General features: G+C 57.2%; 16 protein-coding genes, 1 tRNA gene and 2 pseudogenes. 7 read left to right on the top strand and 12 right to left on the bottom strand.

Translation table 11 applies throughout. From position 1 onward, the window contains the following. Window positions 1-41: 41 nt before the first annotated feature. Both AC6IY8_RS17330 and AC6IY8_RS17325 read left to right on the top strand, forming a co-directional pair. Window positions 42-1631, top strand: a complete 1590-nt coding sequence (locus AC6IY8_RS17330) for a hypothetical protein (RefSeq protein WP_497775929.1) — start codon at window positions 42-44, stop codon at window positions 1629-1631. Window positions 1632-1740: 109 nt separating this feature from the next. Then, window positions 1741-2133 (top strand): hypothetical protein, encoded by a 393-nt coding sequence (locus AC6IY8_RS17325; RefSeq protein ID WP_497775928.1) that lies wholly within the window; start codon window positions 1741-1743, stop codon window positions 2131-2133. Window positions 2134-2184: 51 nt separating this feature from the next. Here the strand turns inward: AC6IY8_RS17325 and AC6IY8_RS17320 are convergent, their stop codons facing one another. Next, entirely contained in the window at window positions 2185-2697 is a 513-nt protein-coding gene (locus tag AC6IY8_RS17320; protein ID WP_497775927.1) for a cupin domain-containing protein, read from the bottom strand. Window positions 2698-2883: 186 nt separating this feature from the next. On the opposite strand from AC6IY8_RS17320, the gene AC6IY8_RS17315 reads away from it, so the two are divergent. Both AC6IY8_RS17315 and AC6IY8_RS17310 read left to right on the top strand, forming a co-directional pair. Beyond that, the gene (locus AC6IY8_RS17315; RefSeq protein ID WP_497775926.1) at window positions 2884-3444 is read left to right on the top strand and encodes a rubrerythrin family protein; all 561 of its coding nucleotides are present in this window, start codon (window positions 2884-2886) and stop codon (window positions 3442-3444) included. Between the two features lie 118 nt (window positions 3445-3562). Beyond that, the gene (locus tag AC6IY8_RS17310; RefSeq protein ID WP_497775924.1) at window positions 3563-3994 is read left to right on the top strand and encodes an acyl-CoA thioesterase; all 432 of its coding nucleotides are present in this window, start codon (window positions 3563-3565) and stop codon (window positions 3992-3994) included. 81 nt (window positions 3995-4075) lie between these two features. Here AC6IY8_RS17310 and AC6IY8_RS17305 read toward each other — a convergent pair whose 3' ends face one another. Continuing rightward, window positions 4076-5536: a potassium/proton antiporter gene (locus AC6IY8_RS17305; RefSeq protein WP_497775923.1), complete on the bottom strand. Its 1461-nt coding sequence runs from the start codon at window positions 5534-5536 to the stop codon at window positions 4076-4078. A gap of 249 nt (window positions 5537-5785) precedes the next feature. Between AC6IY8_RS17305 and AC6IY8_RS17300 the strand changes: the two genes are divergently transcribed. Then, window positions 5786-6061, top strand: coding sequence for a hypothetical protein (locus tag AC6IY8_RS17300; protein WP_497775922.1), 276 nt, complete (start codon window positions 5786-5788; stop codon window positions 6059-6061). Window positions 6062-6097: 36 nt separating this feature from the next. Here AC6IY8_RS17300 and ygiD read toward each other — a convergent pair whose 3' ends face one another. Both ygiD and AC6IY8_RS17290 read right to left on the bottom strand, forming a co-directional pair. After that, window positions 6098-6880 carry a 4,5-DOPA-extradiol-dioxygenase gene (gene ygiD / locus AC6IY8_RS17295; protein ID WP_497775921.1) on the bottom strand — a complete coding sequence of 261 codons (783 nt, stop codon included), beginning with the start codon at window positions 6878-6880 and terminating at the stop codon, window positions 6098-6100. Between the two features lie 602 nt (window positions 6881-7482). Next, window positions 7483-7755, bottom strand: coding sequence for a helix-turn-helix transcriptional regulator (locus tag AC6IY8_RS17290; protein WP_497778645.1), 273 nt, complete (start codon window positions 7753-7755; stop codon window positions 7483-7485). A 95-nt stretch (window positions 7756-7850) separates the two neighbouring features. Here AC6IY8_RS17290 and AC6IY8_RS17285 point away from each other — a divergent pair. After that, a pseudogene (locus AC6IY8_RS17285) lies at window positions 7851-9011 on the top strand (IS3 family transposase). Between the two features lie 34 nt (window positions 9012-9045). On the opposite strand, the pseudogene AC6IY8_RS17280 reads toward AC6IY8_RS17285, so the two are convergent. The 7 genes and pseudogenes from AC6IY8_RS17280 to AC6IY8_RS17250 form a co-directional block, all read right to left on the bottom strand. Continuing rightward, window positions 9046-9456 (bottom strand): annotated as a pseudogene (locus tag AC6IY8_RS17280) (hypothetical protein); the annotation flags it as partial. A gap of 60 nt (window positions 9457-9516) precedes the next feature. Then, on the bottom strand, window positions 9517-10317 hold the full coding sequence (locus AC6IY8_RS17275; RefSeq protein WP_497775919.1) for a hypothetical protein: 801 nt from the start codon (window positions 10315-10317) through the stop codon (window positions 9517-9519). A 15-nt stretch (window positions 10318-10332) separates the two neighbouring features. Further along, the gene (locus tag AC6IY8_RS17270; RefSeq protein ID WP_497775917.1) at window positions 10333-11571 is read right to left on the bottom strand and encodes an RHS repeat-associated core domain-containing protein; all 1239 of its coding nucleotides are present in this window, start codon (window positions 11569-11571) and stop codon (window positions 10333-10335) included. 33 nt (window positions 11572-11604) lie between these two features. After that, complete coding sequence (locus AC6IY8_RS17265; protein ID WP_497778644.1) at window positions 11605-11802, bottom strand: DUF3373 family protein; 198 nt, start codon at window positions 11800-11802, stop codon at window positions 11605-11607. Between the two features lie 179 nt (window positions 11803-11981). Beyond that, a tRNA-Ser gene (locus tag AC6IY8_RS17260) sits at window positions 11982-12071 on the bottom strand. 64 nt (window positions 12072-12135) lie between these two features. After that, entirely contained in the window at window positions 12136-13092 is a 957-nt protein-coding gene (locus AC6IY8_RS17255) for an HD-GYP domain-containing protein (protein ID WP_497775916.1), read from the bottom strand. 200 nt (window positions 13093-13292) lie between these two features. Beyond that, complete coding sequence (locus tag AC6IY8_RS17250) at window positions 13293-13493, bottom strand: cold-shock protein (protein ID WP_497775915.1); 201 nt, start codon at window positions 13491-13493, stop codon at window positions 13293-13295. 180 nt (window positions 13494-13673) lie between these two features. Between AC6IY8_RS17250 and AC6IY8_RS17245 the strand changes: the two genes are divergently transcribed. Continuing rightward, complete coding sequence (locus tag AC6IY8_RS17245; RefSeq protein WP_497775914.1) at window positions 13674-14333, top strand: hemerythrin domain-containing protein; 660 nt, start codon at window positions 13674-13676, stop codon at window positions 14331-14333. A 16-nt stretch (window positions 14334-14349) separates the two neighbouring features. On the opposite strand, the gene AC6IY8_RS17240 is transcribed toward AC6IY8_RS17245, so the two are convergent. After that, window positions 14350-15627: an ABC transporter permease gene (locus tag AC6IY8_RS17240; RefSeq protein WP_497775911.1), complete on the bottom strand. Its 1278-nt coding sequence runs from the start codon at window positions 15625-15627 to the stop codon at window positions 14350-14352. Between the last annotated feature and the right edge of the window lies 1 nt (window position 15628).

The following is a 15628-nucleotide window of genomic DNA, read 5'->3' as shown; positions in this document are numbered from 1 at the left end:
TTTCCGCACAAAGCGCGACGCTTGCATCGCGAGCACAGCAATTGTTTGCTCAGCAGCAGTGGCAACAGGTGGTCGAGCTAGTCGAGAAGGAAGCGAAGTCACAACGCGACATTGACGTCGATTATTACTATGGCGAGTCGCTGGCGAAACTTGGACGGCTCAGTGATGCGCGCAAACTCTTGCTGGAAGGTTACAGGCTCGACTCGCACGATATGCGATTCCCTGTTGAGATTGGCGGAATCGAGTTTCTGAACAAGCGCTATGCGAGTGCGGCACACTGGCTGCTGATCGCGTCGCGGCTCGCGCCGGATGACGATTATGTGAATGATTTCTGCGGCAGCGTTTTCTACCTGCTTGGAAATCTAGAGGCGGCGCTGGAGTACTGGAATCGGGTTCATAAGCCAGAAATTGAAAATGTGGCGCGAGAGCCGGTCCCGCGTGTCGATCCGGTGTTGCTGGATCGCGCGTTTGCCTTTGCACGAGGCGGCGTGCTGGAAAGACAAGAGTGGCAGGCGACCGATGACCGGCTGCGTGCGCTGGAGATTTTTCCAAACTACAGTTTGACGCTGGCTGCGCGCGCGGATCAGAAATTCGATGTCACGTTCCATGCGTTGGAGCGGAACGGCTGGGGCGAGTCGAAGACGGAAGCACTGCTCTCGACATTTCGCGGAGTGTTCTACCAGACGCTTACGCCGGAGTATTACAACATTGGGCATTCGGCGACGAACGTGCTGTCGTTGCTGCGATGGGACGCGCAGAAGCGGCGCGCACTGGTGACGCTCTCCGGCCCGGTGCGGCGCGATCCACGCTGGCGCTACCAAGTAGGAGTGGATTTGCGCGGCGAGAACTGGGTGATCCGACGATCATTCACCGGACCGGCGCCGGCGCTTGCGTCGTTGAACTTGCGCAGGGAGAGCGTCCGGGCAGAGATTGCGAATCTGCATGGCGCACGATGGAGTTGGTCAACCGGGGCCGAGGTTTCCTACCGTGACTTGCGCGATGTGAATGCGGGAACAACTCTAGGTTCTGCGTTGTTGCTGCAGGGCACGCAGATCAAGCATGTTGCGCGCGTGGACTATCGAGTGCTGAGTGTGCCGGAGAGGCGGCTGACGATCACAGCCGATGCTTCGACAGAGACAGGGCGCATGCTGGGTGCGACAGGTGGAGCGTTCTTCAAGCCACAGGCTTCAGTTGCAACGCATTGGTTTCCGCGTGCGCAAGGAGATGATTTCGAAATGCAATACCGGGCGCGCGCGGGCTACACGGTGGGAACAATCCCATTCGATGAGCTATTCATGCTGGGGCTGGAGCGCGATAACGATCTGATGATGAGGGCTCATATCGGAACACGCGATGGGCGCAAGGGCAGCGCTCCGCTGGGACGCAGATACTTTCTTTCGAATTGGGAGATGGACAAGAACCTCTACGGCAATGGGTTGATTGCGGTGAAGCTTGGCCCTTTCGTTGATACCGGAAGGATTGCAGATCCGGCTTCGCTGGGCTCGCGGCAATGGCTATGGGATGCGGGAGCGCAGCTGAAGCTGAGCGCACTGGGAGTAAAGTTTGTGCTCAGCTATGGGCGCGATCTGCGAGCAGGCAAAGGGGCTTTTTATATCCGCAGCACTCGATAAGCGATTTGACTGCGGCCGCACACAAATCAAGGGCGCACCCGCGCTGGGCTGAAAGCATCCGAAGGATAACGACACAAAATTCTATTGTTGTTGCTCGCGAGGAGGAGCTATGTTTCCAGCGAAACGGAATCTGGGAGCGTTCGTGTTAACGGCAGCCTTGGCGTTGCCGGTGACGGTGAGCGTGCAAGCAGTTGGGCAGGATCAGGAGCACAGAGATCAGGATCGCGACATGAACCACGATCAGGATCACGATCGGAACATGGATCGGGATCGAGATCATGATCGAGACAACGACAGGGATCAGGACCATGATCGCGCGCGCAACAGAGGATACTATGACAGCGAACGTCGCGAGTATCGGCAATGGAATTCGTCCGAAGACGCGGCGTATAGGAGCTGGCTATCGCAAAACCACCGGCAATACGAGGACTTCGGCAGGCTGAGCGCAGATCAGCAAGCTGCGTATTGGCACTGGCGGCACGAACATCCAGACGAGAGATAGTGGAATAAGACAGGCTTGCCGACGGGCAAGCCTTCACGCGATTGGCACGAGTTACTCGACTCCGAGCGGTGGGCCTAGCAGTTCGAGTCCATGCTTCTGGAAGACGAGAGCAATCTTCGCGGGGTCGGGAACCGTGCCCGGAGGCGCGGCGGCGCTTAGGTCTTCGAAGAACACGTCGAGTCCGCCGGGGACAACGGTTACGACCGAACGCCCGGGAGTGTCTCCGATATTCTGAAAGGTGTGACGGGTTCCGCGCGCAGCAAAAACGGTATCTCCGGGGCCTGCGTGTATCTCCTGCCCATCGACGACGAAACGGAACTCTCCCTCGACGATATACCACCACTCGTCCTGCTCATGATGAAGGTGAAGGGGTGGCCCCTGATGAGGCGGAGTGACGTCTTCAACGACGGCGAAAGCTCCATTGGTGTCGTGGCTTGAGATTTTGACCGAGACCACATCGCCGACTACGTAGAGCGGACCTCCACGGCGATCACCACCTCGCTGAACAACAAAACCTTTCTGGTCGAGAGCAGGAATCGCCTGACTCTGCACATTTGCGCTCATGTATGCGCCATCTCCTGTGTTGTGAATATTGAGAACTGCAGGCCGAGTGTTGTTTGATGCTGAACGCGGGCGCCTGGTTGAAAGACGGTATTTGAATAAGTCTGGCCGGGCGGGCGCAACATTCGCCCGGATGTCACAGCGCCAGGAGAGCTAAGTGTGTAGTCTTAATGTGAGGAGAGATAAACCATGAGCAGCAGTGCCCCTGGAATTTCACAGACTTTGAAGAACCTGCTGGCGGCCTTCGAGGGAGAGAGCAACGCGGCAGTGCGTTACTCCGCCTTTGCGAAACGAGCCGAGCAGGAGGGCTATCTGCGCGTCGCCACGCTGTTTCGTGCCGCTGCTCGCGCAGAGCAGATACACGCGGCGAGCCACGCGAAGGTCATTGTAAGGATGGGAGCAACTCCCGAGGCGAAAATAGCTGAACCGGTGGTTGCGACCACAGCGGAAAATCTCGCCGTCGCCAAGAAAGGCGAAGAGTACGAGCGCGATGTGATGTATCCGGACTTCATTCGCGAAGCGGAAATCAGCGGTGAGGCTGGCGCGGCACGTACCTTCCGACTGGCGAGCGCTGCCGAAGCGGTGCACGCGAACCTTTACGGCGACGCACTGGCCAACCTGGAAGCGCAGCGCGCAGAAGCGGTGTTTTATGTTTGCCCGTTCTGCGGCGAGGTGACCGACGACGCTTCCCTCAAGTCGTGCCCGATCTGTAACGCACCGGCTGAGAAGTTTGAGGTCTTCCGCTCGTAAAAGCGAAGCATTCACATACACAGCCGGGCGCATGTCGCCCGGCTTCTGCTTGCGCACGAGTGGAGCGACGCGAGACAAATCATCCATTTGCGGCAGCATCCGACAAGCGAGGCACTTGATGGCACTGACCGACTTCCGCTGCATCCTGCGATTTCGAATTCCCTTCTGCGATGTAAACATGGCACAGCATGCAGGCAACACGGCCTATGTGGTGTGGGCGGAGACGATTCGCGGAATCTATTTTGACGAGGTGCTGAACGAGCCGCTATCCGTGGCGACCGCCATGATCCTGGCGCGGCAGGAATTCAGCTACACACTGCCGTTGAGCTATCGCGAGGAAGTGGCAATTGGGTGCAGGGTGTCGCGCATCGGACATAAGTCGTTCGACTTTGCATACGAGATATGGAGCGAGACCAAATCGCAACTTGCCGCACACGCGAACTCAACACAGGTGGCCTATGACTATGCGACTAAGTCCTCCATCATGGTGCCGGAGCGGTGGCGCAAGATCATCAAGGACTATGAAGTGATAGCACCGAAAACCGATTAGTCCATGTTTTGCGCGAGTACGCAGAGCTGAAATCACACCAACTCAGGTCACGGATTGGCGTGCACTTACTTGCCGCCATGGTCAAGATGGCTGGCTGAACATTTCACGCGCTTGTGAGGCAAATGCAGGATCAGCGAGGACCTGGATGATGTCTCCGCTGCGAAGGACTGTGCCGCCGGCTGGAACAACATCATCGCCATCGCGCGCAACAAGGAGCACCAGCACACCGGGTGGCAGGTTCAGGTCAACGATGCGTTTGTTCTCCGCAGCAGAGTTCACAGCGATTTCGAATTCCACCAATTGCTTGTCCGGCAGTGCAGTCGGGTCATAACGAAGAGGCGTTTTTGGAACGCTCGGCTCAGGATCGAGCACGCCTAAGAGTCTTGCGATCTTGTCAACGGTCGTGCCCTGGACTGCAACGGACAGCACAGCTACAAAGAACACTGTGTTGAAGAGTGTCCTTGATTGAGGGACTCCGCTCGTAACGGCTATGGTCGCGAGGATGATGGGAGCAGCACCACGGAGACCAGCCCACGAGAGGAACATCTGCTCGCGGAGCGAGATTCGAAAAGGCGTCAATGCAACGACGATACCGAGCGGCCGAGCAACAAAGATGAGGAACAGCGACACGAGCAGTCCGACTTTTGCAACCGGCAGCAACTGCGAGGGAAAGACTTGAAGGCCGAGAATGAGAAACATCGCAATCTGCAGTAGCCAGGCAATGCCATCGTGAAACATAAGCAGGCTGCGACGGTGAATGAGGGTCATATTGCCTACGACCAGACCCGCAACATAGACGGCCAGGAATCCGTTTCCTCCCAGCCTGGAGCATAGGGCGAAGAGCAGCAAGACGAGCGCGATGCTCAGGACGGGATACAAGCCTTCCCACTGAAGGCGGATGTGATTGATGACGTAGGCGATGGACTTGCCTCCTCCATAGCCGAGCGCGAGCCCCAATCCCATTTCAAGTGCAAAATGCCAGATGAAGGTGACCACCGAGGTCTGCGGAACCATGACGGCAGTGATCGCCGAAAAGGTAAGAAACACCGCCATGGGATCGTTGCTGCCCGATTCGGCTTCAATGAGGTGACGTAAGCCCGGCTTGAGATTCGTACCCCGGGCGCGAAAGACGCTGAATACTGCAGCCGCATCGGTGGAGGAAACAACTGCTCCAAGCAACACTCCAACAGCCCACTGGAAGCCAAAAGCATAGTGAACGAACGCCGCCATGAGCGCGCAGCTTACGAAGATTCCGACGGTAGCCAGGCTGAGTGCTGGCCACATCTGATGCCGGAACTCGGCTGCATTTGTATCGAATCCGGCTGAATACAAGATGTACAACAGGGCGACAACGCCGACGCCTTGAGCCACTCTCGGGTAATCGAACCAGAGGCCGCCAATTCCTTCGGAGCCTGCGGCCATGCCGAGCGCAAGGAATAGCAGCAGGATCGGAACTCCGAGCCTTACGGCCGCTTTGCTCGCAGCCACGCTGAGGACCAGCAACACAGCTACGATTCCGAGAATTGTGTAGAGTTGGGTCATGTCGAGCGCTCTACAAGCTTCTGATGGTATTTACCGCGTTAAAGCGACGAACGAAGAGTAGCTGCGCGTTGTGCGATGGAAACAGTTGTGATGCGGGACATCAAATCGAGCGCACCAATGCACAATACCTTGAGCACGCAAAATGGTACACCAGACCGCGACTCCAGCATCATAGCGCCTCAATGCCCTGTATTGCCCCGCGCAGTTTCTGAGAAGATATAAACAGACAGACAAACAAACAGAGGAGACATGATGAAGCACGCACGTCCAGACTACGACCACATTCAAGACCCCACCGGGAGGATTCCCGAGGATGAACCCGTGATGATGTTCAGAGGGCAGGACATTTTCGCTCCGGTGGCGCTCGAAGCGTATGTGGCAATGTGCGAGGCAATGGCATCGACTCTGCCCCTTGATTCTCCGCAGCGGCAGAGTTTGCGTGACATGGCCGTAACTGTGCGCGTACACATCAACCGGATGCACAACTGGCAGCGTGAGCACCGAGCCAAGACGCCAGATCTATAAAGGTCGGCACACGGCGAGGAGTGGGTTCAACTCCCTTCAGCCTACTCGCACAGTCAGCATAGAAATCGAGCCGCCGTCCACGCCGTCCACCGGAAATGTAATGGGCTCTGACTCGTGCCGCGCTCCGATGACATACAGCAGAGGCAGGTAATGATCAGGCGTAGGCACGGCCAATGTGGCCTCGCTGCCGAGCTGGTTCTCATAATTGACGAGCGGCTTCGATTCTCCGGCAGTCAACAAGCCTCGGACTCGCGTCTCGAACGACACTGCCCAATCGAAGGGTTCCACTATGTGACGTCCCCACGCGTAGGCATGAAGGTTATGGACGAGGTTTCCGCTGCCCACGATGAGAACGCCCTCTTCCCGCAGTGGCGCGATCCGCTTTCCAATCTCGTAGTGGAAAGATGCGGGCTGGGTCTCGTCAATGCTCAATTGGACGATGGGGATATCCGCCTTCGGATAGACATGGCAGAGCACGCTCCATGTGCCATGGTCGAGACCCCAATCGTCGGCCAACCTCACAGCAACGGGAGCAAGTAATTGCTGGACACGAGCGGCGAGAGACGGATCTCCGGGCGCCGGGTACCGGACTTCGTAGAGCTCTCGGGGAAATCCGCCGAAATCGTGAATCGTCCTGGGAGCAGTGCTTACGGTCACTGCTGCATCTGGGATATACCAGTGCGCCGACACGCAGAGAATGGCCTTTGGGCGGGGAACGGCTTGCCCAATCTCTGCCCAGTGCTCGGTGTATTGATTCTGGAGCAGGGCATTCATCGGATTACCGTGACCGAAGAAGATTGCTGGCATTTGTTGCGACATACCGGAAGCTCCTGCGCAGAATTTTAACCCCAATGGCTGTGCGGGGGTGAAGGCGCGGTCGTCTGCTGATTCGTTGTCACGGACAAAGAGTTACTTAAGCTGGAGGTGGCTTTTGAATCTAGGTGCAGAGATGAACCTGCCCTTGGCTGGAGTCTAGGGAAGATTTCTGGCGGAGGGTGAGGGATTCCAAGTTTTGTAACGATACACACCACAAATACTTGCATATAGCTTTACTTTCTGCATTGTACAAACATTGAGACCTTAGTCGTGGTAGGTCTTCGCCACACTTATGAGTCTTATACCCCCGGAAGCACCCCCGACTTGTCCACCCCATTGCCTCCGAATGCTAGGCCTACACATAAAAACTAATTGGACGCGCGCAACGACCCTAAAACCGCACTCGGGCAGGGTCACGACAAAGAGGACGTCGCGCTAGGCGCACTTAAGCACCCTGCGGTTTGCGTCTCCTTGCCGTGCTGAATCCCGAGAGCTCAATCTGCCTACCACTAAGCTCACGTTTAACTCTTCCCGACCTAAGTGCAATTCCTGAATGTCAAGGCCGAGCTTCCGAAGGTACCTGGCACGGGGGCCGAAAAGCTGCGTCAACCCGACCTGCTGCGGCTCGAGGTGCGCTGGCTACACTCGTCTCTTCTGGCGTGCTCTCCGGGTATCACAGAAGACTCGGGCGAGACGCGCAGATCGCAATTGCCATATTGACGATCGCGCTCATGCTTGCGCAGATCGATGAACTCCCGGATTTCTTGCACGACCCACTTCGAGCCGCCTAGTTTGATTGGCCGTGGAAACAGGCCCAGTGCAATAAGGCGATATACATTGGATCTGCCCATTCCCGTGAGTTCCTGGACTTGGCGAATCGAAAGCAGTTCGGGCGCGTTAGGTGACCTGCTCCCCTAGATCCGCTCAACCGAGTATGATTTCGTACTCTGAGTGGATGCGGGAGGACGGATTTATGTCGAGGGGCAAGCACACGGAAGGGGAGATGATCGGGGCGCTAAAGCAGGTTGAAGCGGGGCGCCGAGTTGAGGACGTGGCGCGGGAACTGGGCGTCAGCAAGCACACGGTTTACGCGTGGAAGGCGAAGTACGGAGGGCTTGAGGTGAGCGAAGCGCATCGGCTTCGCGAACTGGAGGACGAGAACCATCGGCTGAAGAAGCTGGTGGCCGACCTCAGCCTCGACAAGGAGATGCTGAAAGCGGTGATCGTAAAAAACGGATTGCGCTCGTAGACCGAAGGACGGATGCGAGCTGGCTGCGGGAGCAGTACCGGGCAGTCAGCGAGCGCCGGGTTTGCGGGCTGCTGTCGATTGCGATCAGCAGTTATCGCTATCAGGTGAAGGATTCCAACGTTGCCTTGCGCACTCGCATGGTGCAGTTGGCGCGAGAGAAGCCGCGCTACGGCTACCGTCGTCTGCATGTGTTGTTGCAGCGCGACGGTGAAGTAGCCAACCACAAGCGGGTCTATCGTGTGTATCGAGAAGCAGGGCTGTGCCTGCGGCGCAAGAAGCGCAAGCACTGCATGCGAATCGCATCGCCATTGATCATGCGCACGGCGGCGAACCAGGAGTGGGCTCTCGACTTCGTGCATGACGCGCTGGGCCGGCCGCACGATCCGGGTGCTGAGCGTGGTCGATGCTTACACTCGCGAGTGCCTGGCTCTGGAGGTTGACACCAGCTTTGCAGGACGGCGCGTGACGCGGGTGTTGGAAGAGATCATCGTGCAGCGAGGCCGTCCACAAACGATTCGCTGTGACAACGGCCCGGAGCTGACGAGTCGGCACTTTCTGGCCTGGTGCCTGGAGCACAAAATCGAGCTGGTACACATCCAGCCCGGCAAGCCGATGCAGAACGGGCGGTGCGAGAGCTTCAACGGCAAACTGCGCGAAGAGTGCTTGCGGATAAGTTGGTTTGAGAATCTGTTCGATGCGCGAAGGAAGATCCTCGAGTGGCGGAAGGAGTACAACGAGCAGAGGCCACACAGTTCGCTGGGCTATCAGACCCCGGCGGAGTTTGCGGCAGCAACAAGTAGCCGTGGAAAAGACGCGGGCTGTGCCCACTTGGAAAACGCAACAACCGTTTCCCACTTTCCCACCGCTACGACGGCGGTCAGTTAAGTTGTAAGATCACCGTGCGGAGAATGGGGGCAGGTCACTGAGTCACCGAGGTCAAGCGGCCCAAACCGTCATAGCCGTAACCCGTGACCATACCCGCCTGATCGGTCTTCGACGTCATTCGGCCCAGATCGTCATAGCCGGTCAGCGAGTAGCTCTGATCGGGATAGTCGATCCGCGTCTGGCGCCCATCAGCATCGTAGGTATATTGCACGGTGTTGCCGCGCGCGTCCGTCACCGATGTTTGCTGCCCTGCCTTGTCGAAAGCGAACACCGTAGAGTGATTCAACGCATCGGTCACCTTAGTGCGTCGGCCTGCGTCATCATAAGCGTAAGCCGTCTCATTGCCGTTGCGATCCAGGGTCGAAGACACCCGGCCAGCACTGTCGTAGTTCGTCGTGCTGGTTGAGTTATCCGCGTACGTGGTCACGGTGATGCGGCCTGCACCATCGTAGCTGTACGAGGTCGTGTGTCACCCCTACTCCACCCGACGCCGCAGGCGGCGTTGCTAGCTTGAACGGCCATCCGCTTTAGGAAGTTGCGCGCGGGACTCGGCGACACGTAAGAACTCTTCCTCTTCTGCAGCCGTCAAAATCTCACCGTTGGCTTTCATCAACCCACGGGCACCGAACCTCATGTATACCGCCATAGACTCGTCTGGTCTCTCCACGCCTGCAAACCCCATCGCCAGCAATGAAGTTCGACGCCGGGTCAATGTAAGCATTATGTAGAGCGACATGCACGCATCACCACAAGGGCCCGAAAAAGAACATGGCGCCTCAAACCCGCCCTCCTCGAATCTTGGATTGTTATAAGTCAACAACTCTCCGATGGAAGAGGCCCACTCTGCCCAGCGAGCAAGTTCACCGGCCAGCGCTTGTTGATTCTCTTCCGTGGGATTTTCAAGCCTTCCACGCACTCTGAGACTGGTCTCGAGTTCCCACCCAGGAAAACACCCAAACCATGGCCATTGAAGCTTCTTACTATCCAGAACGCGATACATCGTGCTCTGTAGCGGAAGACCGAGTGTATTTCCTTGCCAGTGCCGAGGTCGCCCTTGGTACAACGGAGACAGAATCGCCCGCTCCTTTTCCACTAGGTGCGACATGTATTGCCGGGTGTCATCCGTCCATTTCGTCGGATTACTCAAGGGACAACTCGGATCGTCGAGTTTTTCGTAGATCGGGTCGTAAAACTCAAACAGGACATAGTCCCCGGGTATACTCCAGTTCTTTCGAACATTGGGATGCCTCGATAGCTCGATGTCTTTGCTGATGTTGACGGTTCTCGTTATCTCTACTCTTCGCATCCTTCCCTCCGCAAATCAAATCAAGGCTGCGGTGGGACCTAGAGCACCCATCATCGTTGATAGCCCCACATAAGTCATGAGAGCGGCAGTCAGGGCGATCCCTATCGGCACCGGAGAAATTGTGAAATTGTTGTTGGGTAAATACGGCTCATAATAAATGATTCCAGCCCCAGCGCTGTTGTACTTAACTCTTTCGATGAGTAGCGGGCCACGGATATCGCCGTTGATGCTAAGAGAACCAGGAATTACTGGAAGCCCCAAGAACGTGGCTCCCAACGCCGCTATGTATCTCTTAATTTGCTTAGTCGGATTAACTGTACCGCCCACCGGCTTTATTTCGAAAACATGGGCAGCCCCTTCCGCCAGAATAATGGCGTCAATTTCACCACCAGCAACCGAAAATTCCGGATACACCATGCCTGGAAACTGCTGCTCTAAGTCAGCCTGGATGGCAGCATGCACCATGGTCCCATACACTTGTGCTGCAATCTGAGTCCCGTGTGCTGCAAGCTGCCCAATGAAGTTTGTAAGCGGCGTGTGCCCTGATGGATCTATCTCATCAACTGGATTTGCACTCGCGTACAAATACTTGTGCAAAGAGATCGGATCCTCCGGGCTTCCTTCGTCTGTATCCATCCCCCAGAACCTACCCACGCGCACGTCGAGGTATCTTGCGCGGTTGTAGTAGAGGTTGAGATTTGGATCGAACTGCTCTCCGGCGAACAGGTAGTTGTTGGCCGTTGAACCGGTGGAGTTGATGAGGTTGCCGAAGGCGTCGTAGTCATAGCTGTCAGTGACGGCGCCGGTTGAGTTGGTGAGATAGCGAACGCTGCCGTGACCATCAAAACCGTAGTAACTCGTCATCCACGTGCTCGTTGGCGGAGTCGTGTTTACCGCCTGCGACCCGCTCACCAACTGCAAGCCCCAAGTGTAGCTGCGAACAACGCTGCCGCTTTGCAACTCGTCCAGAACTTGCGCGTAGCCTGTGGGGTTCAGCGTATCCACCAGATAGCTGGTCGTCACTCCGCCGATGGTTTTTGCCACCCGGTTGCCGTCGCCGTCGTACACGAACGTCATGTAGCCGTGCTTGATCAGGTGGTTTTCGAAGGTGAGGCCGGAAGTTTTCTGGAAAAGCCCGCAGTCGAGATAGCGGCCCAGGTACTTGCGCGCCAGCACGCGTCCACGCACCGTGACGAGGCTGTGAATTCCATGACCAGGATATGGGAGCGGCTGTTCGTCGGCGACCGCCGGCATGCCGAGCTTCTCTTCAATGGAAGGGTTTTCGAATCAGCTCGCCCGTTTGCAGCCCGATCCGGAATACCGGAAATTCAGGTGCTGATAGGAACCGCGGAAGATGAAGTGATCGTTGATACGGTGAGTGAGGTACGTCTCGTACGCTTCACCGCGAGTTGCGGTCTTCGGCATAAAAATGTCGTCTTCAGCTTGTTGATATCCATGGCTCGGGCCCCAAACACCTCTCGGAATCGATACCCCCGGCTATCGATCGGGATTCGAACTCAGAATACCCCCGGTCATACCCCCGGTCAACTTTGGATAGCCATGGACAGAGATGGACCACGTCGGAGAGAGAACCATGCAAGTGATTGAAATAAAGAAGATTGAGAGATGAGAATGGACAGCCGCGGACAGCCCTGGAAAAGAAGTGGCGGAGGGTGAGGGATTCGAACCCCCGTTACGGTTTCCCGTAAAGCGGTTTTCAAGACCGCCTGTTTCAACCGCTCACACAACCCTCCGCTTGAGGAGTGCCCGAGCTGTTCCCTATTGTACGATGTGGCGGTGCAAGCTTCCAACGTGGAGCTAGACCACCAGGTCGGGTATTTCCATTTGCTGTTTGCGGAAGGCGCGAACGAAGGCGGCGACGACTTCGGGATCGAATTCGCGTCCGGCACCACGCTCGAGGATTTCGCGGGCTTCGTAGATGCTGCTGCCCTTGCGGTAGGGGCGGTCGCTGGTGATGGCGTCATAGGCGTCGGCAACGGCGAGGATGCGGGCTTCGAGGGGGATTTCTTCTCCGGCGCGGTCGGTGTAGCCGGAGCCGTCGAACCGGTCGTGGTGAGCGAGGATGATGGGCAGCACGCGGCGCAGGGAGCCTCCGACAGGCTCTAACATGTTGACGCCACGGGTGACGTGTTCGCGCATCTCGCTGTACTCGGTCTTGGTGAGGCGCGCGGCTTTATAAAGGATGTCGCGGCTGACATCGAGCTTGCCGATGTCGTGCAGCAGGGCGGCGGCGCGGACGTCTTCGATGCGCTCCTCGTCGAATCCCATCTCGGAGGCCATCTTGGCGGCGTAGATGGAAACGCGATAGGAGTGGTTCTGGGTGTAGGTGTCCTTGGAGATGAAGTGCTGCAGAATCATCAGCACGCCGTGGTAGGTTTCGCGTAGCTCGCGCATGCGCTGGGTGCTGCGGTCATAAAGGGTGCCCATGGCGAAGGCCGTGAGCATGAGCGATCCGCCCCAGATGCTGATGTCGTACCACTGCTGAGAGGTGATGGCGTCGGCACCGTGCTCGAACAGGTTGGGGTTGAGGAAGGTGATGACGACGATCATCAACACGCTGGCAAAGGCGGTGAGGACGGCGTGGCGGCGTCCGTAGTTGTAAGCCGAGAACAAGGTGGGGAAGGTGTAGAAGCTGAGCAGCATGCCGCGTCCGGCAATGAGGAAATTGCACAGCGCCGCGATGATGAACAGCGAAAACACGAGCCAGAGCTCGCGATTCACTTCCGAACATTGTTGCAGTAGGCTTTTCTTCAAATCAGTCTCCAACACGAACTCAGCGGGGCAGACGGTTGCCGCAACCGCGACAGATTGACGGTATCGTTTCGGATGGGGCTATCGTACGAACATTCCATTGTCTCTGCAATAGTACTAACGACACATGCAGGTCGTACTGCGGAACAGAAAAAGGGTAGCCTCTCGGCTACCCCTTCCCTGTTGAACCTTCCGGACGCGTACTAGATCGCCTGAACGTTCTCTGCCTGCCAGCCCTTGGGTCCCTTGACGACGTTAAACTGCACGGCTTGGCCTTCCTTCAGACTGCGGAAGCCGTTCGACTGAATAGCCGAGAAGTGGACGAAAACATCTTCACCATTCTGGCGGCTGATGAAACCAAAGCCCTTCGCGTCGTTGAACCACTTAACGATTCCTTGTTCCATGGTGTTACTTGTTCCTTCGTGAATTGAAATCAGGCTGTGTGAATCGGAGAGATCGTCTGCAGATTCGTGTTCCGGAAAGCAACGTTGCTGTCGCTTTCGGGGTGCTCTTACCGCTCGCGTCCTTCCAAATCAAAAGCGCGGATATTTTACCACTAGAAGGTAGCGAATTGTAAACGAGGGGTGGCCGGAAAAGAACCTTTTCCGGCGTTTGTGACCTGCGTCATCGACACTGGGGCGGAGGCGGCATCAAATTGCGTATATATGAGGCCTATCAAGATAGTGGAGCAGCCGACCGTCAGGACGCGATCCGCTGAAGAGAACGCGCTGGAGATGCTGCTGGGCTGCCACGAACGAATCCGGCATTTCACGAAGTTGAGCCAGACTCTGGCTCGCACCGAATCGGCCCCAGCCGGCCAAGTGAAAGAGACAGCCAGCTCCATCCACCGGTATTTCACCCAGGCGCTGCCCCTGCACGAGGCGGATGAGAACGAGACGCTGTTTCCGCGCTTCCAGAGAGCACTGGCCAAGGGGAACCTTGTACGTGAAGCCGCCGAGACTATGGTGGAACAGCATAAGGCGATTGACGAACTGGTTGTAGAACTGCTTGAGCTCTGCTCCGGGCTGATGAATCACCCCGAAAGTCTGCCCTCGGTGGCACGCCGGATGGAGCACGTGTCGGGAGCCCTGGACAAGATCTTCGAAGCTCATCTGCAACTGGAAGAAACAGTGATCTTTCCCGCAGTGCTGGAGTTGCTTGGCCTTGGAGAGCTGTCGGAGATGACACGAGAGATGAAAGCCCGTCGGCAGCCACCGGCTTTGAAGTTACGGCTCGTAGATTGAGTCGCTTACGCGGGATTTACTCGTAGCGAAGAGCCTCCACGGGATCGAGCTTGGCAGCCTTAGCCGCGGGATAGATCCCGAAGAACAGGCCGACGCTCATCGCGGCCCCGACCGAAACGGGGATGACCCAGCCCGGAACCGCCATTGGCCAGTTCGGAAGAATAACGTTGAGTAGCGCGATCAGGGCGAGGCAGAAGAGCACGGCGGCCACTCCGGCCGACCCAGTCAAGACCATGGCCTCCACCAGGAACTGACGAACGACATCCTTACTGCGGGCGCCGATGGCCTTGCGAACACCGATTTCGTGTGTGCGCTCAGTGACCGACATGAGCATGATGTTCATGACGCCGACGCCACCCACCAGCATTCCTACCGAAGCGACTGCGATGGTCAGCATGGCAATGGACCCCATAATGCTGCGGAACTGATTGGAAATTGCCTCGGCGGAGGAGATGCCGAAGCTGTCCGGCTTGTTGAATCCGTCATTGCGGCGGCGGCGCAGGATGCCGGTGATTTCGTCGGTGGCCTCTGACTTCTTGCCGGGGTAGGCACGGGCGGTGATGAAGTTTTCCTTGTCCTGCGGACGGTGCTTCAGGTAGGTCAGGTAGGGGACGAAGACCTGCTTGTCGGCATTGCTGTCGCGCAGGAACACGCCTTTGGTTTTTCCCAGCACACCAATGACCTGGAAGGTCATGCCTGTGACCTGCAGTTCCTTGCCGATGGCGTCCTTGGCTGGAAACAGGGCGTCAGCCAGGTCGTATCCGATGACGGCAACGTCCATGCGGCGGGCGTTTTCGGTGTCGTTGATGAAGCGTCCCTGCTCAAGCTTGGCGTTCTGCACCATTTCATAAGACGGCGTGACGCCCTCGAAGTTGACCGAGGTCACCTCTTTGCCGTTGTAGCGGGCGGTGGGGATGAAGTTCGGAGTGCCGGGGGTGAAGCTGGTGGGATCGATTTCGACGCACACCTCTTTGACCGAAGACGCCTGCTCGCGGATGGCCTGCGCGTCCTCATAGACGAGCGGCTTGCGCATGCGCAGCTCCTGCGGCAAACGGCCCATGTGGATGCCGGGCTCGAACTTGAAGACGAAGAGCGTGTCGGTTCCGTACTGATCGAGCTGGGCGCGGAGGTCGGCATCGACGCCGTACATGATGGAGAAAACCATGACGAGCACGACGACGGCGATGAAGACGCCGAGCACGGTGAGCGCCGAGCGAACCTTGTTCGCCATCAGGGTCTCGAAGGCCATCCGGGCGCTTTCGCCAAAGGAGAAATATCTGCGCTTGGTTTTCATC

The organism is Koromonas soli, from assembly GCF_059726265.1.
The sequence above is the reverse complement of the archived record's forward strand: the minus strand, read 5'-3'. Positions and strand labels throughout refer to the sequence as shown.